This is a genomic window from Halomonas sp. JB37, from assembly GCF_002332255.1.
Lineage (GTDB): Bacteria > Pseudomonadota > Gammaproteobacteria > Pseudomonadales > Halomonadaceae > Vreelandella > Vreelandella casei.
Genome location: NZ_NRGW01000001.1, coordinates 153,276 through 180,039 on the forward strand (window position 1 = coordinate 153,276; position 26,764 = coordinate 180,039).

Annotated in this window: 31 protein-coding genes and 1 other RNA gene; 9 read left to right on the forward strand and 23 right to left on the reverse strand. The window is 54.2% G+C overall.

Annotation, left to right across the window (positions count from 1 at the left end):
• Positions 1-92: 92 nt before the first annotated feature.
• The gene (recN, locus tag CIK78_RS00715) at positions 93-1,766 is read left to right on the forward strand and encodes a DNA repair protein RecN (protein ID WP_096276271.1); all 1,674 of its coding nucleotides are present in this window, start codon (positions 93-95) and stop codon (positions 1,764-1,766) included.
• Between the two features lie 180 nt (positions 1,767-1,946).
• On the opposite strand, the gene fur is transcribed toward recN, so the two are convergent.
• Positions 1,947-2,399: a ferric iron uptake transcriptional regulator gene (fur, locus tag CIK78_RS00720; protein ID WP_096276274.1), complete on the reverse strand. Its 453-nt coding sequence runs from the start codon at positions 2,397-2,399 to the stop codon at positions 1,947-1,949.
• A 72-nt stretch (positions 2,400-2,471) separates the two neighbouring features.
• Here fur and CIK78_RS00725 point away from each other — a divergent pair, with 72 nt between their 5' ends.
• On the forward strand, positions 2,472-2,930 hold the full coding sequence (locus tag CIK78_RS00725; RefSeq protein ID WP_096282210.1) for an outer membrane protein assembly factor BamE: 459 nt from the start codon (positions 2,472-2,474) through the stop codon (positions 2,928-2,930).
• Between the two features lie 7 nt (positions 2,931-2,937).
• On the opposite strand, the gene CIK78_RS00730 is transcribed toward CIK78_RS00725, so the two are convergent.
• The gene (locus CIK78_RS00730; RefSeq protein WP_096276276.1) at positions 2,938-3,255 is read right to left on the reverse strand and encodes an RnfH family protein; all 318 of its coding nucleotides are present in this window, start codon (positions 3,253-3,255) and stop codon (positions 2,938-2,940) included.
• Positions 3,245-3,679 carry a type II toxin-antitoxin system RatA family toxin gene (locus tag CIK78_RS00735; RefSeq protein ID WP_096276278.1) on the reverse strand — a complete coding sequence of 145 codons (435 nt, stop codon included), beginning with the start codon at positions 3,677-3,679 and terminating at the stop codon, positions 3,245-3,247. The genes CIK78_RS00730 and CIK78_RS00735 overlap by 11 nt, the downstream gene beginning before the upstream one ends.
• 125 nt (positions 3,680-3,804) lie before the next feature.
• On the opposite strand from CIK78_RS00735, the gene smpB reads away from it, so the two are divergent.
• From smpB to CIK78_RS00750, 4 genes are all read left to right on the forward strand, one after another.
• Positions 3,805-4,296: an SsrA-binding protein SmpB gene (gene smpB, locus CIK78_RS00740; protein ID WP_096276280.1), complete on the forward strand. Its 492-nt coding sequence runs from the start codon at positions 3,805-3,807 to the stop codon at positions 4,294-4,296.
• Positions 4,297-4,341: 45 nt separating this feature from the next.
• Positions 4,342-4,720: a transfer-messenger RNA gene (gene ssrA / locus CIK78_RS00745) on the forward strand.
• Complete coding sequence (locus CIK78_RS17835; protein ID WP_176483342.1) at positions 4,681-5,031, forward strand: hypothetical protein; 351 nt, start codon at positions 4,681-4,683, stop codon at positions 5,029-5,031. The genes ssrA and CIK78_RS17835 overlap by 40 nt, the downstream gene beginning before the upstream one ends.
• 281 nt (positions 5,032-5,312) lie before the next feature.
• Positions 5,313-5,960, forward strand: a complete 648-nt coding sequence (locus tag CIK78_RS00750) for a hypothetical protein (RefSeq protein ID WP_096276282.1) — start codon at positions 5,313-5,315, stop codon at positions 5,958-5,960.
• Positions 5,961-5,962: 2 nt separating this feature from the next.
• On the opposite strand, the gene CIK78_RS00755 is transcribed toward CIK78_RS00750, so the two are convergent.
• The 9 genes from CIK78_RS00755 to CIK78_RS00790 all read right to left on the reverse strand — a co-directional run bounded on the left by CIK78_RS00755 (position 5,963) and on the right by CIK78_RS00790 (position 12,700).
• Entirely contained in the window at positions 5,963-6,145 is a 183-nt protein-coding gene (locus CIK78_RS00755) for a hypothetical protein (RefSeq protein ID WP_096276284.1), read from the reverse strand.
• The gene (locus CIK78_RS17965; protein WP_255249072.1) at positions 6,142-6,270 is read right to left on the reverse strand and encodes a hypothetical protein; all 129 of its coding nucleotides are present in this window, start codon (positions 6,268-6,270) and stop codon (positions 6,142-6,144) included. The genes CIK78_RS00755 and CIK78_RS17965 overlap by 4 nt, the downstream gene beginning before the upstream one ends.
• 179 nt (positions 6,271-6,449) lie before the next feature.
• Complete coding sequence (locus CIK78_RS00760; protein ID WP_096276286.1) at positions 6,450-9,251, reverse strand: hypothetical protein; 2,802 nt, start codon at positions 9,249-9,251, stop codon at positions 6,450-6,452.
• The gene (locus CIK78_RS00765) at positions 9,244-9,513 is read right to left on the reverse strand and encodes a hypothetical protein (protein ID WP_096276288.1); all 270 of its coding nucleotides are present in this window, start codon (positions 9,511-9,513) and stop codon (positions 9,244-9,246) included. Before CIK78_RS00765 ends, CIK78_RS00760 begins: the two co-directional genes overlap by 8 nt.
• A complete protein-coding gene (locus tag CIK78_RS00770; RefSeq protein WP_096276291.1) occupies positions 9,510-9,701 on the reverse strand; it encodes a helix-turn-helix domain-containing protein in 192 nt (63 codons plus the stop codon). The genes CIK78_RS00765 and CIK78_RS00770 overlap by 4 nt, the downstream gene beginning before the upstream one ends.
• Positions 9,702-9,844: 143 nt before the next feature.
• Positions 9,845-10,327: a hypothetical protein gene (locus CIK78_RS00775; protein ID WP_096276293.1), complete on the reverse strand. Its 483-nt coding sequence runs from the start codon at positions 10,325-10,327 to the stop codon at positions 9,845-9,847.
• Complete coding sequence (locus CIK78_RS00780; protein WP_096276295.1) at positions 10,324-11,619, reverse strand: site-specific integrase; 1,296 nt, start codon at positions 11,617-11,619, stop codon at positions 10,324-10,326. The genes CIK78_RS00775 and CIK78_RS00780 overlap by 4 nt, the downstream gene beginning before the upstream one ends.
• 256 nt (positions 11,620-11,875) lie before the next feature.
• Positions 11,876-12,274 carry a lysozyme inhibitor LprI family protein gene (locus CIK78_RS00785; protein WP_096276297.1) on the reverse strand — a complete coding sequence of 133 codons (399 nt, stop codon included), beginning with the start codon at positions 12,272-12,274 and terminating at the stop codon, positions 11,876-11,878.
• Positions 12,275-12,493: 219 nt separating this feature from the next.
• Positions 12,494-12,700 (reverse strand): cold-shock protein, encoded by a 207-nt coding sequence (locus CIK78_RS00790; protein ID WP_007111857.1) that lies wholly within the window; start codon positions 12,698-12,700, stop codon positions 12,494-12,496.
• Positions 12,701-13,051: 351 nt separating this feature from the next.
• On the opposite strand from CIK78_RS00790, the gene CIK78_RS00795 reads away from it, so the two are divergent.
• Together CIK78_RS00795 and CIK78_RS00800 are read left to right on the forward strand one after the other, a co-directional pair.
• On the forward strand, positions 13,052-14,008 hold the full coding sequence (locus tag CIK78_RS00795) for a calcium/sodium antiporter (protein ID WP_096276299.1): 957 nt from the start codon (positions 13,052-13,054) through the stop codon (positions 14,006-14,008).
• Between the two features lie 89 nt (positions 14,009-14,097).
• On the forward strand, positions 14,098-14,676 hold the full coding sequence (locus tag CIK78_RS00800; protein ID WP_096276301.1) for a hypothetical protein: 579 nt from the start codon (positions 14,098-14,100) through the stop codon (positions 14,674-14,676).
• Here CIK78_RS00800 and CIK78_RS00805 read toward each other — a convergent pair.
• A complete protein-coding gene (locus CIK78_RS00805; RefSeq protein ID WP_096276303.1) occupies positions 14,638-16,440 on the reverse strand; it encodes a TRAP transporter fused permease subunit in 1,803 nt (600 codons plus the stop codon). The genes CIK78_RS00800 and CIK78_RS00805 overlap by 39 nt on opposite strands.
• A 123-nt stretch (positions 16,441-16,563) precedes the next feature.
• Positions 16,564-17,541, reverse strand: coding sequence for a TAXI family TRAP transporter solute-binding subunit (locus CIK78_RS00810; protein ID WP_096276305.1), 978 nt, complete (start codon positions 17,539-17,541; stop codon positions 16,564-16,566).
• Positions 17,542-18,009: 468 nt separating this feature from the next.
• Between CIK78_RS00810 and nhaD the strand changes: the two genes are divergently transcribed.
• Entirely contained in the window at positions 18,010-19,488 is a 1,479-nt protein-coding gene (nhaD, locus tag CIK78_RS00815; RefSeq protein ID WP_096276307.1) for a sodium:proton antiporter NhaD, read from the forward strand.
• Positions 19,489-19,531: 43 nt separating this feature from the next.
• Here the strand turns inward: nhaD and CIK78_RS00820 are convergent, their stop codons facing one another.
• The 9 genes from CIK78_RS00820 to phnD all read right to left on the reverse strand — a co-directional run bounded on the left by CIK78_RS00820 (position 19,532) and on the right by phnD (position 26,681).
• Positions 19,532-20,203 carry a glutathione S-transferase gene (locus tag CIK78_RS00820; RefSeq protein ID WP_096276309.1) on the reverse strand — a complete coding sequence of 224 codons (672 nt, stop codon included), beginning with the start codon at positions 20,201-20,203 and terminating at the stop codon, positions 19,532-19,534.
• Positions 20,204-20,379: 176 nt separating this feature from the next.
• Positions 20,380-20,958, reverse strand: a complete 579-nt coding sequence (locus CIK78_RS00825; RefSeq protein ID WP_096276311.1) for an antibiotic biosynthesis monooxygenase — start codon at positions 20,956-20,958, stop codon at positions 20,380-20,382.
• A gap of 223 nt (positions 20,959-21,181) precedes the next feature.
• Complete coding sequence (locus tag CIK78_RS00830; RefSeq protein ID WP_096276313.1) at positions 21,182-21,409, reverse strand: DUF2835 family protein; 228 nt, start codon at positions 21,407-21,409, stop codon at positions 21,182-21,184.
• A gap of 382 nt (positions 21,410-21,791) precedes the next feature.
• Positions 21,792-22,304: a C40 family peptidase gene (locus CIK78_RS00835; RefSeq protein ID WP_096282211.1), complete on the reverse strand. Its 513-nt coding sequence runs from the start codon at positions 22,302-22,304 to the stop codon at positions 21,792-21,794.
• 67 nt (positions 22,305-22,371) lie between these two features.
• A complete protein-coding gene (locus CIK78_RS00840) occupies positions 22,372-23,001 on the reverse strand; it encodes a histidine phosphatase family protein (RefSeq protein ID WP_096276315.1) in 630 nt (209 codons plus the stop codon).
• Positions 23,002-23,040: 39 nt separating this feature from the next.
• Entirely contained in the window at positions 23,041-23,856 is an 816-nt protein-coding gene (gene phnE, locus CIK78_RS00845) for a phosphonate ABC transporter, permease protein PhnE (protein WP_096276317.1), read from the reverse strand.
• A gap of 91 nt (positions 23,857-23,947) precedes the next feature.
• The gene (gene phnE, locus CIK78_RS00850) at positions 23,948-24,784 is read right to left on the reverse strand and encodes a phosphonate ABC transporter, permease protein PhnE (RefSeq protein ID WP_096276319.1); all 837 of its coding nucleotides are present in this window, start codon (positions 24,782-24,784) and stop codon (positions 23,948-23,950) included.
• The gene (phnC, locus tag CIK78_RS00855; RefSeq protein WP_096276321.1) at positions 24,781-25,626 is read right to left on the reverse strand and encodes a phosphonate ABC transporter ATP-binding protein; all 846 of its coding nucleotides are present in this window, start codon (positions 25,624-25,626) and stop codon (positions 24,781-24,783) included. The genes phnE (CIK78_RS00850) and phnC overlap by 4 nt, the downstream gene beginning before the upstream one ends.
• Before the next feature lie 77 nt (positions 25,627-25,703).
• The gene (gene phnD, locus CIK78_RS00860) at positions 25,704-26,681 is read right to left on the reverse strand and encodes a phosphate/phosphite/phosphonate ABC transporter substrate-binding protein (protein WP_096276323.1); all 978 of its coding nucleotides are present in this window, start codon (positions 26,679-26,681) and stop codon (positions 25,704-25,706) included.
• Between the last annotated feature and the right edge of the window lie 83 nt (positions 26,682-26,764).

The window sequence follows — 26,764 nt, forward strand, 5'->3', positions numbered from 1 at the left end:
AGGTGCATTGAAGTGAGTTATTAACTACTGTATAAATCAACAACTATTGGATAAGTATCCAGCTTCTGCGCCATACCGCCTCAGGAGGCGTCATGCTCACTCAGCTAGCTATTCAAGATTTCGCCATTGTCGATCACTTAGAGCTCGATTTAACCGGTGGCATGACCGCCATTACCGGGGAAACCGGGGCGGGTAAATCGATTCTCTTAGGCGCCCTCGGGCTATGCCTGGGCGAACGTGCCGATGCCGGCAGCGTGCGCCACGGACGCGAACGCACCGACCTCTCTGCGCGCTTTGATATTCAGCACCTGCCCGCCGCCATTGAGTGGCTCACGTCTCGTGACCTGCCTTCTGAAGAATGCTTGCTACGGCGCATTGTGACCGCCAGCGGCCGCTCTAAAGCATGGATTAATGGTCATCCCGCCACTATCTCGGATCTAAAATCGCTCGGCGAACAGCTTATTCAGATCCACGGGCAGCACGCTCACCATGCGCTAATGCGCGAAGAGACGCACCTTGCCTTACTGGATGATTATGCCGGTCTCAATAGCGCAACCTCTCAATTAGCGGAGACGTTTCGTGAATGGCGCAACGCGCGCCGCCAGCTTAAAAAACTCAGCGAAGAAGGCAGTGAGGTAGAAGCCAAACGGCAGTTGCTGCGTTATCAGGTGGAAGAACTGGATCAGCTCGGCTTGGCGGAGGGCGAGCTAGCAACACTGGAGGAAGAGCAACATACGCTCGCCCATGCCGAAGAAACCCTGCGCGAAACCCAATTTGCCGCCGACTGCTGCGCCGGTGATGAAAGCGGCGCGCTGTCGTTATTAAATCAAGCCTTCGCACACTTAAGCGCGCTGCCAGGCAGCGACAAAGGCACCTTGGCCAATACGCTCGCCATGCTAGGCGATGCACGTATTCAGGTAGAAGAAGCGTCTAGCGAGCTAAATCGCCTCGCAAGCACCACCGAGCTAGATCCTGAACGCCTCGCCTGGGTTGAGGAGAGAATGACCGATGTCCATCGGATTGCCCGTAAACATCATGTTGCCCCTGAAGAGCTCTGCGCCCTGCATGCCGATTTACAGCGAGAAGTTGCGCAGCTCAATGAAGGAGGCAATGATCTTGAAGCCTTAAGCGCTCAAGTCGTCGAATATCGTGAGCACTATCGTCAAGAAGCCAAAAAAATTAGCGATAATCGTCAAAAAGCCGCGCTTCGCCTGGGCAAAGAAGTGCAGCAGCAGCTGGGCTACTTAGCCATGGGCAAAGCACGCTTTGAAGTAGACGTCATCGCGAAAGATGCGCCTAGTCCAGAAGGACTAGACCGGGTGCAGTTTTTGATCAGCGCCAACCCTGGGCAGCCCGCCAGACCGCTTACCAAAGTAGCCTCCGGCGGCGAGCTATCGCGGATCAGCTTGGCGATTCAAGTGGTTGCCGCAACGCACTCAACCGTTCCCAGCCTAGTGTTTGATGAGGTAGACGTAGGTATTTCGGGCGCCACCGCAGAAATTGTTGGCCAACTGCTGCGCAAGTTAGGCCAAAACGGCCAGGTAATGACCGTTACTCACCTGCCCCAGGTGGCGGCACAGGCGCACCAACACTTACATATCGAAAAGCAGGCAAAACGCGACACTACGCTCACCCAAATGGCACTGCTCGATGAACGCGGCCGTATCAGCGAGCTTGCGCGCATGCTTGGCGGTGTCACACTCTCTGATCAAACGCTCGCACACGCCCGCGAGATGCTTCACGCCAGCCAGCGTCCGCCGCACTAATTTTTTAAACGCACGCATTTTTCAACATTAACGCGGCGCTTTACACAAACAATCTACACAGACAATCTACACAAACAAGAAAGCGCCCTGCCTACTTGGCGAATTCCATGCTTAAGGAATTCGACCAAATAGGTAGGGCGCTTGTGCTTTCTCTTCACAAACAGATCCGACCTACGAATATTATTTTCTATTCGTCGGGCCACTGTCCTGGCGCGTTACGTCAGACCCGCGCGGGCGAACATAAAGCACCAGCGCATGATCTACTAACTCGTAGCCATGCTCTTCGGCAATCTCTTGCTGACGACGTTCAATGATTTCATCTACAAATTCAATGATTTCGCCGCTTTCAAGGCACACCATATGATCATGGTGGTCCTCTTGAGTCATCTCAAATACCGCGTGGCCTCCGTCAAAATTATGACGAATAACCAGTCCCGCCGACTCAAATTGAGTCAATACGCGGTACACGGTTGCCAAGCCAACGTCTTCGCCCGCATCAATCAGTGTTTTGTACACTTCTTCAGCGCTGAGGTGGTGTTGGCCCGAAACATTTTCGAGAATTTGAAGTATCTTGACGCGCGGCAGGGTCACTTTTAGACCGGCTTTGCGCAATTCATGGTTCTGATCGGCCATGGTCGCTCTTCGCAGTAACAGGTTAGGTCGGGTATGATCAACCGAAACCACGATAGTGAAGAACAGGCCCAAATGCAAAAATTGACTCGAATCATCACACTTTCCGTCGCCCTTACCGTTGTGAGTGGCTGCAGCTACGTCGGCGTATACAAACGCGACATCCCTCAAGGTAATCTGGTAACCCAAGAGATGGTGAGCCAGCTTCAGCCGGGCATGACCCAAGAACAGGTGGTTTATGTGATGGGCAGACCTTTGCTGGAAGCGCCCTTCGACGCTAGCCAGTGGGACTATGTGTTCCGCGTAGACAAAGCCTATGGCGGTGTCGAGCAGCGCCGCGTCACCCTGGCTTTCGATCCACAGGGCCGTTTAGCCAACATTGAACAAGAAGGCGATTTATCCCAAGCGCTGCCCATAGATGTAGACAGTAATATGGGGCCTGCAACCGAAGGGTCTAACCCCATGCTTATGCAGCCTGATGAAAGCACGCAAAACGTAGCGCCCATCAGCACACAGCCCGCCTCACAGCTTTGATGCGGGGCTAGCGCCCCTGGTCGCTCGCTTGGCGCTTTGCGCGCTCTAGGCGAGCCGCCTTGGGGTCGATGGCCAGCGGCCGATATACCTCGACCCGATCGCCCTCACGCAGGGCCTGGGTGTCGGGGCTGCGTAGCGCTTTACCGAAAATACCCAGCGGCGCTTGTTCGAACGTGCCGCTGGGTAGTTCGGGAAACAGCGCGGGCAAATCGGCACGCTCAACGGCTTGGCGGGCTGTGGTTCCTTCAGGCACGCGCAGAGCCACCAGGCGCTGTTTGTGCGGCAAGGCATAGGCCACTTCAACCGTGAGCGTTTCAGCGGCCATATAGCTCGTTAGCGCGCTTGGTGAAGGCATCAACGAGCTGCCCCGCTATTTGTTGAAAGATCTTTCCAAAGGCCATACCTAAAAACCGGTTAGCAAATTCGAATTCCATTTCCAGGCTGACTTTACAGGCGCCCTCCCCCATAGGAGTAAACATCCAGCGACCTTTGAGCTGCTTAAACGGTCCTTTTACTAGCGACATTTCTATCCGTTCAGGCTCGAAAAGATCATTACGGGTAGTAATCGTTTGTTCAACACCGGCGCGACCAAGGGTCATTTCACCGATGAGATGCACATCATCATGCTCTATCAGACGCGCTTGACGACACCCAGGCAAAAACTCAGGGTAACGCTCAAAGTCGTTGACCAGATCGAACATTTTCTGGGGGGTGTGCCGCACTAAGGCGGAACGATTGACGGTTGGCATTGACCTCTCCGCTGACTTCACAGTGCCCAAAGCGTATCATGGGAAATATTTTTCAGATCTTAAATGGTATCACGCCTCCCCCAATAACGAAGGGGATGCCACTGACAGATTAAATATGAGGTTCCATGGCCACTAAGAAAGGTAAAAGCAAAGTATCTGGCAGCGGCGTTATCGCCCAGAACAAGAAGGCGCGGTTTGAATACCATATCGACGAGACCTTCGAGGCAGGATTAGTGCTGGCTGGTTGGGAAGTCAAAAGCCTGCGCGCAGGAAAAGCCCAGCTCACCGACACCTATATCTTGGTGCGTAACGGCGAAGCGTTTCTACTGGGTAGCCATTTCATGCCGCTCAATACCACCAGCACTCACGAAATTGCTGACCCAACGCGTACCCGCAAACTACTGCTGCATCGTAAAGAGATTGCCAAAATCTTTTCGATCACCCAGGACAAAGGCCACACCTGCGTGCCCTTAAAGCTTTACTGGACACGTAACAAAGTGAAGTGCGAACTGGCGCTAGTGACCGGCAAACAGCTGCACGACAAACGTGCCACGGAAAAAGATCGCGACTGGAATCGTCAAAAAGGACGAATCATGCGGGAACATAGCAAGGCATAACTGGTCAATTGGAAGTGAGCACGTTAGAATGCTCACCTGTAATAAGGGGGCGACATGGTTTCGACGCCGGTGACAACCCTTGCGGTGCATGCCGAGAGCGTGATGTATCTCGTAAATCCCACATCACGAAAAAATAGTCGCAAATGACGAAAACTACGCTCAAGGCGCGCTAGCAGCTTAAACTGTTAGCTTCTTGCCTGGCCCCAAGGTGATGTGCCTATTCATCTCTGCGGGGATATGAGCCAAAGCTGATAGGACCGCGGCTGGTGGTGTCTTCTCGCCAACCGTTAAACTTTAGAAGGCTCGCGTTGCTGAATCCTGACCGTCGGAGTCAGTCGCGCTAAACTAAATGACGGAATCTAAGCATGTAGAGCCAATAGGCGCGTGCTGGCGGACGCGGGTTCAATTCCCGCCGCCTCCACCAGACACCCCTACAAATCAAGCACCTACGGGTGCTTTTTTTGTTTTCCCATCCAAAATACCAACCAAAGCAAAACGCTACTTTTCACCCTTTTGGGCGGTGGCTGGCTGGCGCTTGCCTATCCAAAATCAAAACCGATTTATCCACCATGCTGGCGCTTTTTCAATTCCTTGCATGGGACGCTGGTTCAAATCCGTGTTTGGGAATTGAACAGGGAAACCAAAGTTACCGCATCAGCCGCCTATTCCCAGCACATCAGCCGCCTATTAGCGCCAGTCAGACAAACGAAAACAGCGCCATCACGGGCGCTGTAAATCCTTGGGGTAATCTTAGGGTAGGGGTGAGGCTTAGGCGCGTTCAATATGCCATGGTGTACAATGCTGGCATGAAGGTTTTTCCAGCATCAGTACGCACAACGTGACCTCAGAAAAATCATCGAAGTGCCTGTTATTCACCTGCTTAACAGGCCACGCGCGCGTAAACATGTCTGAAAATCATCAGACCCTTTTTAAGGGGTATGAAAATCATCACAGTGGCTGAGCAAGCAACGTAGTGCTAAATTGCTGCTTTAATTTATCTTTGGCTGGGGTGGCATATGAAAAAAAGCACATTAGCAAAATCAGTAGCGGCTTTATCCTTCCTATTTTTATACGGGTGTTCTTCCTCTTCTCTCACTGCACCCAGCGTCAGGTGGGTAGCGGATTTTCAAACCGATGAATTTACTGACGAATCAACGTGCCGCGTTACTGTCGGGTCAAAATATACATCTTCAAGCGTGTATACCTATACCGGTTCCTTATATCCGTTTGTTGAGAAAAAGGAAGGGGAAATAAGAATAGGTGTTATGAGTGGCGGCGGTGTAAAAATACCTGTCGGTGAAGTTCAGCTACGTATTGACCAAAATCCGGCCTGGACGATTTCGGTAGATGAAACACCAGCGGATCTTGTACCAAATGCTTCTGCCCAAGGATCTCTAGCTAGCATGTCTCAGCACCTTACACCGGAACAGCAGCAAGCTTTAGAGCAAACTTACAGTGCCACAATGGCGTATACGTCTAAATCGCTATCGCCCTATACCGCCACCACAGGGCAAAAGGCTGACGAAATTCTCAACCAAATGGTTGCGGGCCAAAAGTTAATCTATCGTTCAGTTGGTTTTAACCAACAAGGCTCCAACGTGGGCGAATACCTCTTAGATGAATCGTTTACAGAATCTCTAAGGCAATGCGGCATACATATTTAATGCTATGGCTGTTTTAGGCAGCGGGCTAGCTCCCTTTCAATCGCGCGTCTAACGAACTCAGCCCGGTTCCGGTGGCCATGCTGGCGCCCTTGCTTCATCAGGCTGTCTATACTGGTCACGGTGTCAGCTTCTACCGAAACGATAAGACGAACGGGCTGGGTGAAGCGGCGAGGATTGTGGCTCATGTTTCGGCCTCCTTTGCTGGCAGTGGCTCCACGTCAAACGGTGGCACGGTATCTAGGTCTATAGCCGGTGGTGTGAAGTCCAGCGGCGGCAAGGTTATGTCTAGCGGCTCGGGTGTGAAGTCCATGACGTTGGCTCCTTTTTTATAGTCGGGAAATTCAGCTTTTGATAACTCTGGATAGTCTGATTACCTAGATTCACCCTGTTTCGCTATAGGTATCTTTAACGAATCTTGGATGCCTATTTCATGGCGGTAGAAACCATACCCATCAGACTACCCAAAGCGATAATTTTAGATAACAGATGCTAGACGTTCTCAATTACCCAAGCGGCAACGTTGCTCCGGGCATTGCGCTTGCGTAAGCGCCTACCGTTGACCACACGGTCAGCCCGGAACTTGAGCACGTTACCCACGGCGCGGGTGGTTAGCTGCTTTGCTGTCTTGAACTCCGTTATGGTTTCCGCCAATGCCTGCTCAACGTCAGGCAAGGCAAAGTCTCTTAGCTGGGGGTCGTGGTAGTTGTCGTGGATTTTCTTCACCTCCTTAGCAGTGAAAGGGTCACTACCAAAGACATCAGCCAGCGAGCACAGCAGCGCGTCTAACTGTTCCTGCTCAGGGTCAGCCGCTTGGGCAGCGTCTACCGCTTCCATCGGGTCGGTATACTCCCCCAGCAAGTCAAAATGACGGGCTACCCATGCCACCGGCTGTCTTACCATCAAGTCCCATTCTTCAAAGCTCGCCATCTTCCCCGGTGCTGGCGCATCACCAGACGCCAGCCAGCCACGAATGACGGTCAGGGCATCGGCTACCATCCGTTGGCGGTGCTGTTGGCAATACGCCTCGGGATCCAGGTCGAATTGACGGGCAAAAGGTCTATCTGTTTCCGGGTCTATCCGGCACTTGAGAACGCGGCGCGGTAAATCCCCGGCCAACGTCAGGTTATTCCCGGTCAATAGCCACAGCGATTTATTAGGCACGTTGGCATGGCCGGTTCTGCCTAGTATGCGGTCGCTGTAATGCTGGGAAGTCAAAGCGCCAGCCAGCGCCGCGCTATCGAATACGCCAATAACGTTATCCCAGATAACCGCACGGGTGCCAGTCATCAGTATGGTCATAATACGCTTACGGATTTCTTCATCATCGCGGGCATGGGTATGCGGCCATATCGTGGGCACCTCCCCCAGCGCCAGCACAGCCACGCACTTGGCCAGCAGGGTTTTACCGCTGCCTTGGGTGGGCGCATCAAAGCCAACGGCGGGCGCGGTGGGCAGAACAGGGCGTATAGCGGCTGTCAGCAACGCAGCAAGCAAAACGCCCTTATCCACGGGGCCTACTAGCGGGAAGTCAGCAAACGGCAGCATCAGGCGTTCTAGCGCTGTTTCGACCTCCTCCCCGGATGGGTACATGGGCACCGGGTGGATTTCGTCGCCTTCTACCTCTAACAGCAGGCCGGTAGCTTCATCATAGCCGGGACGGTTCAGCAGCGAGCCATCAAGGCGCAAAGTAGGCGCGGTGATAATGGCATTCAGCGGCTTCAGCGCGCGGCGCTCACCAAGGGATAGCAGGGCCTTGGCTACGCTTACCGGGGGATCTTCCAGAACTTCTACATGCCCATCATTTTTCAGCTTTTGCCAGCGCCAGAACTGGGTAGCACCACCAAGCCAGTGCTTCAGGGCGTGTTCATCCAGCGGGTAAACGCGGCCATCCGTTGCAGTCACCAGCGGCCCGCCAAAATCAAACACATCAGGGGCGCGTCGCATAATACCAAGCACCTGTTCCACCGCTTCCACGGTACGCCCTTTGACCAGCTCCACGCGCGCGGGCGGCCTACTTAGCTTGTACGTTTTACCACCATGGGCAAACGAATACAGACGCGGGCGGGCACCCATCAAGTACAGCTTGCCCACCGTCTTACCGCCTTGGTAGTCCGGTTCGATGGGGTCAAGCGTCAGGCTGTTGTGATAGCGCTCAGGGTTATCCAGCACATCCCCAACGGTTAGCGCTTGCTGGCTGCCATTATCAGCCACCAGCATGATGGGGAAGTCCCCAGCCAATACCGCATGGCTCAGGGCACGGTTAACGGTTTCCCGGCTCTGCTCTAGGGTTTCGGCGCTGGCCTCGCTGCCTGCCATTTCGCTGGCGCGGGTTTCGATATAGTCAGCCTGCACCATATCGGCTTCAGGCTTGGCAGCAAGCATGGCAGCCACGCGGTTCTTTTCAGCAGCGGCCAAGGTGGTGGGATCCGGGTCGGGGATTGCCACTTGGGTATCCAGTACAGCCACCGCACCACCAACGGGCACCGGCTCGCCTCGCTGTTGCTCTAGCGGCGGGATACACTCAGCACCGGCGGCAAAGTCCAGCCGGTTGGCTTGGTAAACGCTGGCATCCAGCAGGGTGCGCTTCAACCGTTGGCCAGCAGCGCCCACCTCTACCCAAGCATGGCCAGCAGCCCAAAGGTAGGTTTGCAGCGCCTTACCGGCCCGTTCAATATCTCGGGCATCCAGCGCCAGCCAGTACAGCCTTTGACCACGCAGCCCGGTTAAATCATCGCCGGTTTCCGTGTTCATAATATGGCTAGACGATGAAGGCCACCACAGCGCGCCAACGTCAGCCAAAGCGGGCACGGCTTCATGAAGGCAAGCCAGCAGGTCATCACGGGTAAGCGTTTTTTCACCATCGCCGGGGTCATAATCGGCCATCATGACACCAGCGCCAGCAGGCCATGAAAAATGCTCCTTACTGCGGGGGATAGGATCATCAGGGCGGCCCGCTTCCAGCCAGCGGCGTTTAGATACCAGCCCGGTATTCATACGCTCAGGGCGGCCATAGGCCAGCGCTTGGTTGGTCTTGAGCGATTGCAGCAAACGGGCAAAGGTCGCCAGACTATCCACGCTTTTAACGGCGGCGCTGCCTTGTGACATATCCCCGCCGGGATCCTTCACCAGCTCGCCATCAGCCAGCCGGTAGCACTTGGCCAGCCGTGCCGGTTTCGTTGACGTGATAATGGTCAGGGCGGCGGTAACGGTGCTATTCTTTTCGGGTGAAGTAATACCTTGAGCCTCGTCAGTGGTTGCAGCCACAGCGGGGCTATTTTCTGCGCTAGTCATCAAGGCACCCTCCCTGTTCAATCACAAACGCCATCAGCTTGGCGCGTTCCTCTCGGGTGGGCGTATAGCGGCCATACCATGACGGTTCCCCGTCTTTTGTCGTGAACGGTACGCGGTCACAATCAAGGTCAATTTCCAGCTTGCGGCGCAACACTCCAATAAAGTGGGGGCCATTGCTGGCTGGCGCTATCCGGTCAACCTGTTCACGGGTAACGGGGCCTTTAGCCAAGGCGGCGGCTAGTCGAATTAAGCGGCGGCTCATGACACCACCTCCCCGCGCTGGGCTTCCCATGCTTCAAGGTCAGATAAGCGCCAGCGAGTACAGTTGGGGCCAAGGCGGTGGGGTTTCGGGAAGTCAGGACGTTCACGCGCCCAACGCCATACGGTAGGCACCGATACCGCTAGACGAGCGGCGGCTTGGCGAACGGTCAGGTAAGTGTAAGGGGTCATGGCATCAAACCTCTGAAGTTGACGCGGCTGCTACACCATCAGGCGGGCCGGTATTACCTGATGACGTGCGAACCGCGTTGAACCGGCTTAATGCAAAAGATACGGTGGCAAAGTGCGCCTAAAAATACGCACCTTTTGGCGCACTATTTAGAAGGGGGGTTCTTGGCTATTTTTTCCATTTCCTCGATATTAAATAGAGCCTGCTCTCGCGCCTCTTCTTCAACGTCTTGGCGGCCTGTGGTTAGCAAGCGCCTCACCGTGGTTTCAGACACATCAAATTTCTTGGCGGCTGCAATGATCCGCTGGCGTTCACTTTTCCCATTGTTCTTATTGTCAACAAACAGCGCCACATCAAACGGGATAGTATGGCTCGGGCGGCGGTTTTCAGCCTTCATGCCTAGCTCACGCAGCAGCACAGCACCTTGATTGTCCAGCGGCTTGGCGGCGGCCGTCTCGAAAGCATCAGCCAAGTAGTCGCCCAATATTGGCGGTAGTGGCTCGCGACGTCTTAAATACTCTGCAGCAATTTGCAGCGCATCTGCAGCCGTGCGGGCGGTTGTATGCGCCTTGCTTGTCGCCTCAAACGCGGCAACATCAAACGGGAAAATATCACTGTGGTTCCTCATGCCCCAGCCTCCCTACAAATAGCAGTAACGCTGGCGCTGGCCTTGGCCGGTTCTGCGCAGTAGTCAGCCCATGCAGTCATCAGCTTGGTACGCTGGGGCAGCAATTCATCACGGGCATAGGCGGCGCGGGTGGCGTCGCTGTTGACGTGGGCAAGCGCCAACTCGCTCACTTCATCGGGATAGCTTGAACGGTTGCGCGCCCAATCCTTGAACGCACTGCGGAAACCATGGGGCACCACCGGGCGGCCATCGGTGGGATCCGTGTATTGTTCGCCGCCTTCCTTCTCTTTGGTGGCGTTCATCCGCTTCACGGTGGCCAATATGGTCACATCGCTAATTTTGCCACCACGCACCGCCGGGAATACCAACGGCTGCCCTTGCATACGGGGCAGCGCTTCCAGCAGGGTAACGGCGGCGGGTGATAGCGGTATCCGGTGGGGCTTGCCTGCCTTCATGCGGTCAGCCGGGATAGTCCATACCTTGGCGCTCAGGTCGATTTCATCCCAAGTGGCACCGCGTATCTCACCAGACCGGGCGGCGGTCAGAATGGCGAACTCCAGCGCCCTAGCGCCCATGCCTTCACGGGCGCGCAAGTCTTGCAGGAACTCGGGGACGCGCTGCCATGGCAACGCTGGGAAGTGTCGTTTGCCCTTGCCTGCCTTAGCAGGCTTCATCAGCACGGCATCAAGGTTGCCTTGCCACCGGGCGGGATTATTGCCATCGCGGTAGCCACGCACGGCAGCCCATGCCAATACGCCCTCAATACGCTGGCGAACGCGGGTTGCTGTTTCCATTTTGGTTTCCCATATAGGTTCCAGTGCTTTCAGGACGTGGGGCAATTCCACATCCCCCACCGGCACTTCCCCGATATGAATAAAGGCGTAGCGCTTTAGCGAGCCAATCCAGTCTTTCCGGTGCTTGGCGTTTCGGAACTCTTTTTCTTTGGTGGCGTGATACTGTTCAGCCGCTTCACGAAAGGTCAACCGTTTGGCTTGGGCGGCAATATGGGCGGCGCGGGCGGCTTGGCGCTCTACTACCGGGTCGATACCTTGCGCCAGCTTGTCACGTAGCTCTCGGGCTTTATGGCGGGCATCACCAAGGGGGACGGTTGGGAAACCTCCCAGACCAAAATCACGGCGGCGGTTCCCTACTCGGGCGCGCAAGATCCACGAACGCCCACCACCGCTAGACACTTTCAGCAGTAAACCGGCACAGCCACCCACCGCATGGGTTCCCGGCTCATCAATGCGTCGTACCTCAGACGCGCTTAACTCTTTGGCTACTTTTGGCACGTTTCAGCCTCCCAACATCCATACCATCCACTATCCCCACCAAAAGAATAGCATAGGGTGATATTAGGCGATACAGGATAAGATAGGTAAAGCCAGTAAATACAAGGCTTTCAGTAGGTTATGGCTTCAGCATGGCATGGCGTGATACCGCTCACAGGGGGACGCCGCCTCCACCAGACACTCCTTCGACAAAAGCACCCTCGGGTGCTTTTGTCGTTTCTGGGAATCATCGTGCGCGATACTGATCAATCGCTTCTCAACGCGAGCAGCTTAGATCTCCTTCCTCGCAATTAGCGTATTCCTGCAGCCTCTCTGTACGCGCCGCGGTCACCTTTTCAAGGCATCCATTGCGCACCATAGGCTGGGCGCTACCGCCCTCAACGGCGCTGCTTTCAAATGTACACTCAGCGTCGCGGAACCCAATCCATGCCCGCTGCGCGGACCTCAGCTTTTCTAACGCGGGCGCATTACCTTTCATCTGGCTAACAAGCACCTGATAGGACTCATTCAGCTCCGTATCGGCTGCTTCATAGGCCTGAGCCGAGCACTCGGTCATTTCCAGCTGAGTGGTAGGGCTCTCGCACCCTTCACTGGCCATCGTGAAACCGCTTGCGATCAATAAGCCCATACCAAGAAAGAGTGGCGATAGACGCATAGTGATACCCCATATGTCTGATCAAAATAAAATGGATACTAGCCACGCCAAGGCATCGACCTCAGCACTTTATCAATTCTAATCTTAGAGGAGCAGCCTTGCAGAATGGGAAAGAAATTATTGTTAGATACACACAAACGCATCGGGCCCCACCGAAGTGGGGCCCGATTATCGAATCTAGAAGATTCGAACACTTACATAATCACTAGCTAGCTAGGATTAAGAAAGCAGCTTGATGTTTGAAGCTTGAAGGCCTTTCTGACCCTGGGTAACGTCAAAAGAAACGTTAGCACCTTCTGGAAGGGTTTTGAAGCCATCAGACTGAATTTCAGAAAAATGAGCAAAAACGTCGTCACTGCCGTCAGACGGAGCAATGAAACCAAAACCTTTAGAATCGTTGAACCACTTAACTGTGCCAGTTGCCATGTTATAAATCCTTTTCGCAATTTGCGAATTGTAAAAATCCTGGTATTACCCAGATAAATAGTGAGTAGAACAAGGAATACAATTACAGACTACCGAAAGAATTCGAATGTTTCTGGAACCATGCTGCTTGCTAACTTACTGCACATACCATGCCACGGATATCCAACTAGGTCAAAGCCTTTCACCTTTTTCTTTCTTACAAGAGCAGCAAAAAAGAGCAAAGACATAAAAATAGCCGTAATCTTGCCAGTGAGCTGGGCACTATTAATCCGATCGCCTAGCGCGCTTTACTGACCCGACAAACCCCGCGTCATTCGCGGTCGGGGAGGTACTCAGGAAGAGGTCTTGAACATGCTATATGGACTTAGTTTGTTAGCAGGCATTGTGCTACTCACCCTCGGAGGAGAATCGCTTATTCGCGGAGCGGTAGCGGGCGCTAAAAGAGTGGGTGTCTCACCCTTGCTGACAGGGCTTGTCGTGGTGGGCTTTGGCACCTCGGCGCCCGAGCTGGTCGTTTCTATTCATGCCGCTATGAACCAGCAGCCGGACATTGCTATTGGCAACATAGTGGGCAGCAACATTGGCAATATTTTATTGATCCTGGGAATGTGCGCGGTTATCTGCCCGATGGTCGTGCAGCCTTTAGCACTGCGCCGTGATGGACTGGTCGTTGTTTTGGCCAGCCTGCTGTTTATAGCACTGTCGTTTAGCGGAGCATTAGGCCGCGTTGATGCCGGGATTTTTCTTGCCGGCCTCGTCTGCTATCTCGTTTGGGCCTACGTAAGCGAAAGCCGCCAGCATGTGCCGGCGACCGATATGCATACCTCAGAAGCGGAGGAAATGACCAAGCTACCCACGACAGGCTGGATGATGGGCCTAGCGCTGATTGCCGGCTTAGGCATGCTGGTTGGTGGCTCGCAGTTGCTCCTTTATGGCGCCATTGGTCTGGCCCAGACCATGGGAATTTCTGAGGCGGTTATCGGCCTAACCATCGTTGCCGTGGGTACTTCGCTGCCTGAGATGGCGGTCTCAGTGATTGCAGCGCTACGGCGTCATGCCGACGTTGCCGTCGGGAACATTCTTGGCAGTAATATTTTCAACCTGCTTGGCATCTTAGGTATCTCAGCGTTTTTACAGCCGCTTCCGCTGGCACCGCGCGTGGCGATGTTTGATCAATGGGTCATGCTGGGCGCTGCTGGCCTGCTGGTACTGTTTTTGTATACTGGCATGCGCCTATCACGCTGGGAAGGTGCTGCGCTGCTGGCAGGCTATGCCGCTTACTTAGCGCTAAGCTTTACTATCTTCTAAGCCCATCTGCTCGCTGATTGCATGGAGCCAAAAGCACCCTGTGCTTTTGGCTTATTCATTTAAGCAACTTTTCACAGAGAAGAATTATCGTGCGAATCGCGACACTAGGGCCGAGTGGTAACAATCACGAACTGATTGCCAAACGCTATCTTAAAATGCGCTGTTCAGACGTGGGAAGTGTGGTGCTTTTCACGCAGTTTGAAGATGCATTCCAAGCGCTTATGACGGGGCAGGCCAGCCACGTCCTGCAGTGCACCGCCCATGCCGCGCACAGCGACTGCGTCGGCCGCTATATGCACCGAGCCTATCCCGTGGACACCTTTATTGCCGGCAGCAAACCCCTGGCGCTGCTAGCACAGCGCGCTATTGCTCAGCCCGCCCACGTAGCGCTGCAGCCAGCAACACGCTATTACGCAGATTTAAGCCGCTATCCAGCCATCATTGAGGCTCCGACTACCGTCGCGGTAGCAGAAGGTTTGCTGGACGGTCGCTTTGAAGCAGGTATCTGTGCCGAAGAAGTACTAGCGCTGGCACCTGAGCAACTGCGTATGGTGCAGTCGCTTGGGCCTGCGCTAGATACCTGGGTGATGTTTGCTAATAGCCCTCTGCTCGCATCCTCACCGCTGAGGCTAGACCACAAAGATAATGATGATGCCCGCTGCGACTAACGCCACGCGATGCCACAGCGCTTTGCGTGCAATAACGCCAAATGAAATGGCCGTTAACCCGATCGCCACTTTCAGTGCGTAAAGCAGGGCGCCGGAGGGATTAAAGGCTAGCTGGATCATTTCTGGATTGGCGACCATCGCCAACGGAATGATGTATAGCCCAATGCCAAGCGCCATCGCCTTAAACGCCACTTTGAGCCAGTTCTCGCCCACCATGCCCGCGGCAATAAACACGCCCCCGCACACCGGCGGCGTAATGGTTGAGAGCAGCGCATACCAAAACACAAAAAGATGCGCCAAGAGCGGCTCTAAACCTAAAGAGGTTAGCGCAGGCCCGGCAACCGAAACACAAATCACGTAGGCCGCCGTGGTCGGCACCTCCATGCCGAGAATCAAACACGCCAACGCCGTCAATAGCAACGCAGGCCACAGGGCGTCGTTGGAAAGCGACAAAATACCCGAAGTGATTTTAACGCCTAACCCGGTCAGCGACAGCACCCCAACCACCAGAGAGGCGCACAGAATAATGGCGCCAATCACCGCGATCTGGCGCCCGGCGGTCACCGCCGCTTCCGCTAAGCGGTGCGCAAAACCAGGCAGTGAAAAGCACAGTTTGACATTGAATAACAGCAGCGCTATGCCTGCAAAAATCGCAATACTGGCCGCGTACTGGGGAGTATAACCACCGTGAAAAATGCGCTCTAACAACAGTACAAACGGTATCGCGAAAAACAGTGAGGTAATCAACACCTCTTTAGCATGGGGCCGCTCACTCTCAGCAACTGGCTGTAAATCATGCCGAGTCGCATACGCATTAATGCCTACCCAAACGGTCAGAAAATACAGCACCGCCGGCAGCATAGCGGCAGCCATAATCTGCGTGTAGGGCGTCCCCGTAAGCTCTACCATCACGAACGCACCCGCCCCCATCAGCGGCGGCATAATCTGCCCACCGGAAGAAGCCACCGCCTCCACCGCACCGGCCAACGAACGCGGATAACGCAAACGCACCATCGAAGGAATGGTGATCGCACCGGTCGAGGCCACGTTGGCCGAGGCTGAACCAGAGATGGACCCCATCAATGCCGATGAAATCACCGCCACTTTGGCAGCACCGCCCGTTAGGCGGCCCGCTACGGCGCTGGCTAAATTCATAAAGCCCTGTCCAGCCTCACCGGCATTGAGCACAGCGCCAAAAATCACAAAAATGGCGACAACGCTGACGCTCACGCCGGTTAATGACCCCCACAGGCCGCCTTCGGCAATGGTCAGCGTACCGACCATACTCTGCAGCGGCAGACCTGGGTGCCCAAAGGCACCGGGCACATACTGGCCAAAAGCACCGTACATCAGCGCCAATAAGGCGACTAGCGGCAGCGGCCAGCCAATCGCTCTGCGGGCAGCCTCAAGCGCCAGCGCAATTAAAAACACGCCAATCGCCATCTGTAGATGCGTATCGATAAAGCCATACTGATTAGCCAACGCCGCTTCGTTAAAGGCAATATAGCTGCACGCCGCAATGCCCAGCAGCGTTAAAAGCCAACCGCTTATGCGCTGAGCCGGCGTTTTCGCCATAAAGATCAATACCCACGGCAACAGCAGCGCCATGTGCAGCGGCCGGCTCACCAGCGCAGGCGTTAAGCCGTAAAAAATCAGCCCAAGGTGGAATACAACGCTGACCGCACCAAGCGCTATCCAGCCAGGCGCTATCGCGTTGTCCGCTGCGGAGGACGTCGCTGCTTGCGACGAAAAGGAAAAACGCATGCCAAGTTGCCTATTGATACGGCACTGCCACGGCACAAGCGCCGTGGCAGTGGGAAAAGGAACGAAAGAGTCTATCGAACAGAACTATCGAAAAGGGCTATCGCACAGGACTATCAAACAGCGTTAGCGCAGGGCATCCGGTATGTCGATACCCGCTTCATCGTAGTAACGTAGTGCACCGGGGTGAAGCTTACCCAGCATATTTTCAAGCATTTCCGGCGTAATGCTGCTCCACCAGGCGGCCTCTTCGGCCATGGCATCGCGACGCTCCCAGAACGTCTTCGTCAGCAGGTACGCGGTATCGTCATCCATCTGCGTAGTGGTGTAGGCAATGACCGGCAGTGACGTCGTTTCAACATCTTGCTCTACGCCGGGGTAAGTGCCGCCAGGAATGGTTTGGCGCGGCGCGCCGGTCTGTTCGATTTGCTCATCGGTCAGGCTTACCATAGAGACAGGCATGCTGGCAGCCGTCTCAATCACGTTGGGGGACGGGAATGAGCTGGCGGTCACAAAACCGTCAATCTGGCCATTTTTAAGCGCATCAGGGCCACTACCAATAGCAGCATCGGCAATTTGAACGTCGTCTTCCAGGCCGAACAGCTCAAGATAACGAGCCGCTTCACGGGCACCAAACGTGCCTTTACCAATCAACAGGTGCTTACCTTCCAGGGCGGAAATATCGGTCACGCCTTCATCGCCCGCCAGTACAAAGTGCATGGTAATAGAAGGGATCGGGAATAAGCCGCGTATCTCTTGAAAGCGAGGGCTCTGCCGCTCAGCAAAGGGGCCTTCGCCCGCCATCGCCTGTTCGACTAGCGCGGGAGGTGTCGTGAAAACGTAGTTACCCTGACGGGCCATGACTTCCATTACATTTTGTACGGAGCCTTGGCTTTCTTCCAGCGTAAGAATAATGTCGTCGTCCGTGCCCTGGCGAATCGCCTCAGAAAGCTCTACGCCCATCTGGTAATAAGCGGTTCCTGCAGAAGCCGATTTATAGGTCACACGCGTTTCGGCATGGGCGGAAAACGCGGCACTGGCTAAGGCTAACGTCGCTACTGACATGCCAAGCGTGCGGTTTAGGGAGCGAAATGGGTTGCGCATTCTTTTATTCCTCAACGTGTCCAGTAGCCGCTTGCTAGCCGGCCTCATTTTTATCTTACCAAGCCGTGAGCGTGGCGCGCCTCAAAATAGCACGACTGCGCTTAATCGGGCACTCCCCTGTTGCATCTCCTCTAACGCCACCGGTCATCAAACCACTTCATCAATTTCTGCACGCTGCATTTTAAAAGCGACACTAGTGACATTAACAAAAGCCTCTAAAAAATAAAATTTAGCTAGCCTCACTATTAACACTTAGTATCATATTAATAAGATAATGAATTAATTTACAAAACCATTGCTTCTAAAGTTTCCATTACCTAAAAGATTAATTTACTAAAAAAAGATCCGATTCTTTTAATAACGACGACCTTCATTCGTTTTTATAACGTATTGCGCCGCAACACAGGCTGATAACATGGAATCCCTTTTAAACAATTTCTAATAACTTAACCATGGGACAGACCTCACATGCCTACGTTGAGCAAACACTCTTGCCAGCCACGATTACATCGTCGCTGGCTTTTTTTATTAGCAGCCTTATTGTTATGCATCAGTCCTAGCGCTTTTGCCGTCACCGGCGAATTAAATTTAACCACTTCACTCGTGGGCTTTTTTGCCGTCGCGATTTTTGTCTTGGCATATGCGTTAGTCATGGCAGAAGAAAAGATTCATATGCGCAAATCAAAACCCGTACTAGTAGCCGCCGGCATTATTTGGGGGCTTATCGGCTGGGTGTATGTCCAAAATGGCATGTCTGAGGCATCAGAATACGCGTTTAGAATGACGTTGTTAGAGTTCACCGAGCTGATGCTGTTCTTACTGGTGGCCATGACTTATATCAATGCGATGGAAGAGCGCCTCGTGTTCGACGCACTGCGGTCATGGATGCTGCGCAAAGGCTTCAACTACCGCACTCTTTTTTGGCTGACCGGCGGCCTTGCCTTCGTGCTGTCACCCGTTGCCGATAACCTTACCACCGCTTTGCTCATGTGCGCCGTAGTAACGAAAGTCGCCGAAGGTGATCAGCGCTTTATTAACATGGCATGCATCAATATTGTGGTTGCCGCCAACGCAGGCGGCGCTTTTAGTCCTTTCGGCGATATAACCACGCTAATGGTGTGGCAAGCAGGCATGGTCGCGTTTCAAGATTTCTTCATTCTATTTATTCCGGCGCTGGTCAACTTCTTGATTCCCGCCACCATCATGAGTCTATTTATTAAGGATGAGAAGCCCGCCAGCGTTCATGAAGACGTATGGATGAAGCGCGGTGCGCGACGCATCGTGGCGCTGTTTTTATTGACCATTATCACCGCGGTACTCTGCCATGTAGTGCTTCACCTGCCGCCCGTACTGGGCATGATGACCGGCCTGGGCTATTTGCAATTCTTTGGCTATTACCTGCGCCGTAGCTTGCCTCGTTCACTCAAGCGCAAACGTGAGATTTACAGCCGGGAAGGTGATAATCGTAAGTTGGCACAGCTAGGTAGCGTGGTTCCCTTCGATGTTTTTAATCGCGTGGCGCGCGCCGAGTGGGACACGCTACTGTTCTTCTATGGGGTCGTCATGTGTGTGGGCGGGCTAGGTTTTATGGGCTATCTCAGCCTGCTATCAGATGCCCTGTATACAGGCTGGAACCCTACCGCGGCCAACATTACGCTAGGCGTTGTCTCCGCGGTGATCGACAACATTCCGGTAATGTTTGCCGTGCTCACCATGGATCCCGACATGTCGCACGGCCAATGGCTGCTCATCACCTTAACCGCGGGGGTTGGCGGCAGCCTGCTATCGATTGGCTCAGCGGCCGGCGTGGCAGTGATGGGGCAAGCACGAGGGTCATATACGTTTATGGGGCATTTACGCTGGTCGCCAGTGATTCTGCTCGGCTATATCGCTAGCATCCTGGTCCACATGTGGATCAATGCTGATAGCTTTGCGCTTTTCAATTAACTCAGGCTAGCGGCCTAAGCGACATTAAGCCCATGACGGCAAATCACTGGCCCGGCATCGTGAGCGGGCCGGCTCGCGCTACCACCCGCTGCCACGCAGTGTCTTGTTCAATACGCGACACAAAGGCGGCAATAGCCGGATATTTCTCCAGCGACTGAGTGGCAGCAACGGCCTGCAGCGGGAAGCTCATTTGAATATCGGCACCGCTCGGCCATGGCCCGCCAAAATTACCGTGCGCCGATAAATGTTGGTTAATAACGCTGAGATGCTGCTTAATCTGAGGCGCCAGGAAGCGCTTGCTCACCGTATCGCTAATGCCTTTTGCCAGCGGCTTTATCAGCCACGGCGACTGTTTAGGGATCTGCCCAAACACAAGCTGCATCACCAGCAGCGGCATTAGCGAGCCTTCGGCGTAATGCAGCCAGTACCGATAGTCTACCCACGCATGCATATCTTCCTGAGCAGGCTGTAGCCGGCCTTGCCCATAGCGCTGCAGCAGATAATCAATGATAGCCCCCGACTCGGCCACGGTCAGATCACCATCCGTAATCACCGGCGACTTGCCCAGTGGATGAATTTTTTTCAGCGATGCTGGCGCCTGCTGCGTTTTCTCATCGCGCTGGTAAACGACCAGTTCGTAGTCCAGCTCAAGAGCTTCGAGTAGCCACAGAATGCGATGAGAACGCGATTTTTCCAGATGGTGAACCTGAATCATAAAAGCTCCTTGGGACTGAGTTAGCCGCACGCATTGCACCAGCGACAGCGATCCTTTTCTGTCAGTACATTTCTACTAGAACCGTGCGCTTATTGCTTTAAACCACGCTTATCAAGATCCGATTAGATAGAACCTATTGACCAAGACTAGCACCATCTCAGCGAGATCCAGCATTATTATGATCGAGACGTTTGGCGCCAGCGCGCCAGCATATCCAGCGGTGACCATTTACCTTGCAGCCAGGGCGCTAATAGGCGCATAGAGAGTGGAATAAACACAAACACCATGACAGGCGTTAGCATTAAGGTGCTCACTACTACCCGCGGCACTAGTGCCCACTCGGCTAATACGCCGCCAAATAACCATTGAAACAGCAGCGAGATAGGGAAAAAAGCCAGCCAGACGGCCACCGCCTGTTTCCAGCGCGGAGGAATGCTGCTAACGCTAGTTTGAAACCAAGTATCCAGCCCCGTAGCGCGATGCTCATGGGGCGCCTCATAGAGCCCTGCCCCGCGTTCGAGCCAAGCATGGCGTGAAGCGGAGTGCTCCCAGGCTGCTAAAGTCTCACTACTGCTAAAGCGAAATATGATCTGATATTCGTTATCGTCAACCGGTGGCGCCAATACGCCAGAGCCGAGATAACCAGCAAAATCAGCCGCTAGCTCCCGCCCTTCGTTAAGCCAACGATTAAAATCGAAATAGCGACCGTGCTCAACGCGTCGAGCCACCATCAATGTGACAGGTGAGGCAGACATGGTATATCTCCTAATGTGCTGACAGCGCAGGCCGGGTAGGCAGGCTGTTTGCTTTCAAGCGGATAAGCCTGAAAGTCCAATAACCACATTATACAAGCAATGTTGATGCCATGTTATGCCTGTTTGAGTACGGCCATTGAGAGCCTGCGAGTAGGGCAATGAGCCTAATCGCGCAATGCGCGGCACTTACTAGATAGATTTTTGATAGGAATACGTTTAAAGCTCAGCGTGTATTTAAGGGGGCAATACTTATAAAGCGGCCCTGCTCAGAAAAACGTAATCGATAGATACCGCGTACACCGTCACGATTGATCACTTTGCGAATTGCCTCTGCGGGAAATATTACCCAACGGCCATCTACACTGCGTGTACGCACATTGGCAATACGTCCCTCGTAATAGGCTAAACACTCGTCGTAATGGAGATTGATGACCACATCAATGGTTGGCATAGTGCAGCGCTATGGTTAATTTATAAAAATTTAGCAACATTACGGTGCATGATGGGCTGTCTACGCTAGTGAATGCCATTCAACACGCGATGGTCAATGACCTAACCATACTGGCAATGCTCCAGCAGGCATTGGCCTTGCAATACCATAGCCTTGCGCTAGCTCGCACCTAAAAGCCATTAACGCTCTAACATGCTCAAGTGCTTCCATACACTCTGCCAACATGGGCCGTTCAAAGCGACTGTCCATATAAATGACACTCTCCGCAATCGCCATATCGACTGGTTGGCGTAACTTAACAACATGTTGCCCTGGACGTAATCATCAGGATAGATGGCTGAAGATGACGCGCATGGACGGAGATGACAGAGAGCACAGTTACTTAAGGGGCAGGGCTGGCGGCACCTAAAAAGCGCGCCTGCCAATAGTCGATTTCTAACGGCACGCTCACCACACGACGACCATTACCGGGCGCATGAATCATTTGGCCGTTGCCACGATAGATACCGACATGTGTCGCTTTGCGGCGCTCACCAAAGAAAAGCAGGTCGCCGGGGCGCGGGGCATCGGCCTTTGGCAAGGCTTGAAACTGTTCATTGGCGGTGCGCGGTACACGAATGCCCGCCGCCCGATAGGTCATTTCCACCAGCCCCGAGCAGTCTAGACCTTCCGGTGTATTGCCTCCGAAGCGATACGGCGTGCCAATGGCCTGCTGGGCATGGGAAAGAATGAGCGCACGCTCCATAGAAATACCGGCGCGGTCGGGTGGTGCATCTATCGGCGTCAGCTCGCGGCTGGCACAGCCCGCCAACACAAGCATGAATAGGCAGGGCAACAGCCACCCGCGGCGCAAGACGACCGCATAAGGTAAAGACGACAGGCGAACCAATGACATGGACAGGCGCTCCGGTAAGCTAACTGCCCTCATAATGGCGTAAAGCATGCCTAGCCGCCAACAATGCTTAACGCCCTATCCACTCAATAAAGCTAGTGTCACCAAGCGCATGGCGCTCATGACGCACTCGGCTCATCGCTGCATAGGGCAAATCCATCGCCAGCACTCGCGAAAGCGGCTGCTCAAGAACCTGTCGCAGCAGGCCGTTGCAGACAAACAGATGGGCCACGATCAGCACATGCTGACCGGGCGGATGGAGAAGCAGCCGCCGCCAAACTTCGGCGAGCCGGGCATCAAATGCTTGCAGTGTCTCACCATCAGGGGGCGCGACCTCAGCCGGATTATGCCAAAACGCACCCATTCGTGCGGTGCCTTCTACGGCGGTTACCTCTGCATAGGTTTTGCCTTCCCACTGCCCCAAGTGTAGCTCGGCAAGATCGTCTTCCACCTGCACAGGGAGATCAAACTCCTCCCCCAACCACAGAGCAAACTCTCGGCAGCGCATTAGCGGCGACGTAACAATCGCATCGTAAGGTAAATGGCCCTCGACCGTATGGCGCATGACCGCATCCGTCACCTGCTGCCATCCTGCGTCACTCAGAGGATGATCAGTTGAGCCACGCAACATGCGCCCACCCACCGGTTCACCATGGCGCAATAAATCAATGGTGGTAGCGCTTGCATCAGAAAAACGCATTTTAGGCTCCTTGCTGTTTACTCAATGCAGCGGCTAAGGCTAAATAATAGCATGACGCACGCGGGCGGAAATCCACTCAGACACCAGCACGGTGGCAAAAATCATAACAAAAATAACGCTGACCTGATCCCAAGCAAGGCTATTGATCGAGGCATTGAGCTGCAGGCCTATGCCGCCAGCACCGACCAGTCCCAGCACCGTCGATTCACGAATATTGATATCCCAGCGGTAAACACTGATGCCAGCGAAAGCGGGCATTATCTGGGGCAGTACGCCGTAATTCATCACCTGAAGTCGGCTCGCCCCGGTCGCGCTAATCGCCTCAACCGGCGTCGGGTGGATTTCTTCAATCGCCTCATATAGCAGCTTACCCACAAAGCCGATCGAGCGTAGCGCGATGGCAATAATCCCCGCCAACACGCCAGGGCCAAGAATGGTCACCAGCAGCATCGCCCAAATCAGCGAGTTGATCGAACGTGAAGAGACGATGACCAGCAGGGCAGCGCTGCGAACAAGGGGATGCGGTGTGGTATTACGGGCAGCTAAAAACGCTACTGGAAAGGCCATTACAATGCCCAAGGCGGTGCCTAAGGTCGCAATGTTCATCGTGTCCCACATGGGCTTCCACAGCACGGTGGCGTATTCCCACTTCGGCGGCGTCATGCGACTGATAAGATCCGCTCCTTGGCGACCGGCATCATGCACAAACACCCACATGGTGTTATCAGAAATTATCTTCCAACAGATTAAAAATAGGCTAACGCCCGCCAGCCAAGCCACGTATTGCAGCCACTGAGCGCGCGTCGTGCGCCGCTGCCAAGCCGGCACACCCTGCGATGTCAACGAAACAGGCATTTAATATCTCCACACATGACGAATCCAGAAACGAGGAATCTAAAAACGATGAATTTAAAAACGATAGAACCGAGGTTTACTGAACAATAGATTACTGGGTCCAGCGGCGCACATGGCTTGAGCTGTACTCACATAGCAGCACGATCGCGATAATAATCAGCAGAATCGCTGCGGAGGTGTCGTATTCATAGCGGCTTAGCGATGTGTTCAACGTAGCGCCGATACCACCCGCGCCAACAATGCCGATCACAGCTGACTCACGAAAATTGATATCTAACCGGTACATCGAAAGGCCTATCAAACGCGGCATTACTTGAGGCTGCACGGCATGATTCATGATTTGCCACCAGTTCGCACCGGTAGCGCGTATAGCCTCGACCTGACGCCAATCCAAGTCTTCAATATCTTCTGCTAGCAGCTTAGCCATAAAGCCAATGGTCGCGAAGGCCAGCGTAATCATTCCCGCCAATGGCCCGAAGCCGAACATCACCACAAACAAAATGGCGATTATGATTTCTTGAAAAGTCCGTGACACAGCAATAATCGCGCGGCATACGAAGTAGATAGGCAGCGGGGAAATATTGCGCGCGGCGCCAAGTCCCACGGGGATCGCCAGCAGAACACCTAATACCGTGGAGGTGAGCGTCATGGTTAAGCTTTCCAGCAATCCTGCAACGATATCATTTTGACGACTGACAAAATCGGGCTGCATAAACGCACCCAGAAAATTTGCCGCTCGACCGGCCCCTTCGGCAACCCGCGCCCAGTTAACGTCCACTGATGCCAATGCCAGCAGCAAATAGATAACCGCGCCGATGGCGATGCCCCAGCGCAAGCGAGGGTCATGAATCAGGGGAAGGCGCCGCCACTGGCCCTTGCGCGCCGCGTACTGGCGGGCCTGCATTTGCGCGTCTACCCGCTCGCTCATCGCACGCTCCCTGCAGCAAATTCCGGCACGGCCGATGCTAAACGAAGCTTAGTGTCGCGCTCATCGACGACGGCGTCTTCCATCGGCTCGGGCGTGGTGTCCCAATCCTCTTCACCGTAGATTGTGGTGAGAATCTCGCTGGTCAGCTCACTTGGCAGACCATCAAAGACAATTTCACCCGCCCGTAACCCGACAATACGGTCCGCAAACTGCTGGGCCAGCGTCACGTCGTGAATGTTGATAATCGCGGCCAAGTCGCGCTCGGCGCATAGCTCGCGAATCAAGCGCATGATCTGGCGCGAGGTTTTAGGATCAAGACTGGCAGTGGGCTCATCCACTAACAACAGTTTAGGGCTTTGCAAGAGCGCTCGAGCAATACCTACGCGCTGGCGCTGCCCCCCTGAAAGAGCATCGGCGCGTTTATCAATGGCATGGGGCAGGCCTACTCGCGCCAGTAGCCGGAATGCTTCAACCACGGCTTCTTGCGGATAGCGTCGCAGAAAGCTGCGCCAAAATCCTACATAGCCAAGCTGACCCGACAGCACATTTTCCATCACCGTGAGCCGATCTATCAGCGCATACTCCTGAAAAATCATGCCCATCGAGCGGCGCGCCTGGCGTAATTTATGGCCTGAGAGCTGCGTGATCTCGGTGCCTTCCAAGCGGATACTACCCTGGGTTGGTTCAACCAGCCGATTCACACAGCGAATCAAGGTGCTTTTACCGGCTCCCGATGGCCCAATGAGCGCCATGACCTGACCTTTGGGCAGCGTGAGCTCAATATCCGTCAGCGCGCGGTCGCCGGTAGGGTAACGCTTGCCTACGCCGCTTAGTGTCAACATTGTGCCACCTCATTTACATAGCGTAACGGCCAGAAGAGACGATCTCCTGGCCGAATAAAGTGTTATTAACTAAACGATTAGTCGCAGTCGTACGTCACACCGTTGGCATCGGCAATGGTGCGAACAACGGACCAGTTATCTTGATAGGTAATCGGAATAAACTGCGCTTCACCCGAATTAGTGAACTCAGCTTCAAGAGGCGTACCTTCCCAGTCGTAATTGAAGAAGGCGTTCTGAATCTTTTCAGCCAGCTCAGGGTTCAGGTTATTTGCCAGGCCGTAAGCCGTCGTGGGAAAGGTTTCTGAGGTGTAGAGAATATCGTAATCGCCTTCGTTCACAACGCCCCGCGCGATCATGCGCTTGCCCACGGAGTTGGCAATGGCAGCCGCATCATAATCCTGGTTGACCACACCCAGAATGGAGTTGTCATGGGAGCCGGAAAAGGCCGTCTCGAAGTCTTCGCCAGCTTCAAGGCCATACTCCGAGCGCAGCAGTGCCGAAGGCGCCCGGAAGCCGGAGTTCGAGGTTTCGGCGGTAAAGGCCAACTGACGGCCTTCCAGATCTTTAACACCTTCAATGCCACTGCCCGGGTAGGTGATGATTTCCATCTCGTAACCGAAGCTGCCGTCATCGGCAGCCATCATGGCGAATGGGCGAAAGCCGCCGCAGTTCACTGCCACCGGCGTACTGCCGGTATTGAATCCCGCTACATGCAGGCGCCCGGCGCGCAAGGCTTCTAGCTGTGCAGCGTTAGACTGCACGGGGAAGAACTGCACCCGCTTACCAGTAGCTTCTTCCAAATGGCTGAGAAAGTCTGACCAGACATCGGCATATACGGCAGGGTCTTCAACCGGCGTATAGGCGAACACCAGCGTATCGGGATCGACCCACTGTGATTCATCGCTGGGCACGTCCGCAACCATGTCGCCGTCATTATCGACATAGCGCGACGAGAGGTCTGCGGAGGCATTAATCGCAGCAAAGGCAAATGCACTTGCAATAGCGGCACTGATGAATGTGCGGGGTAGCGCACGGGAAAAAGAAGACGCCTGCATGAATCACCTAAAAGGTAGTCAGAAGATAGCGATATCCTGACCCCTTCAGATGACAGCACTGGGGCACTTCTGTGACGAGTTAA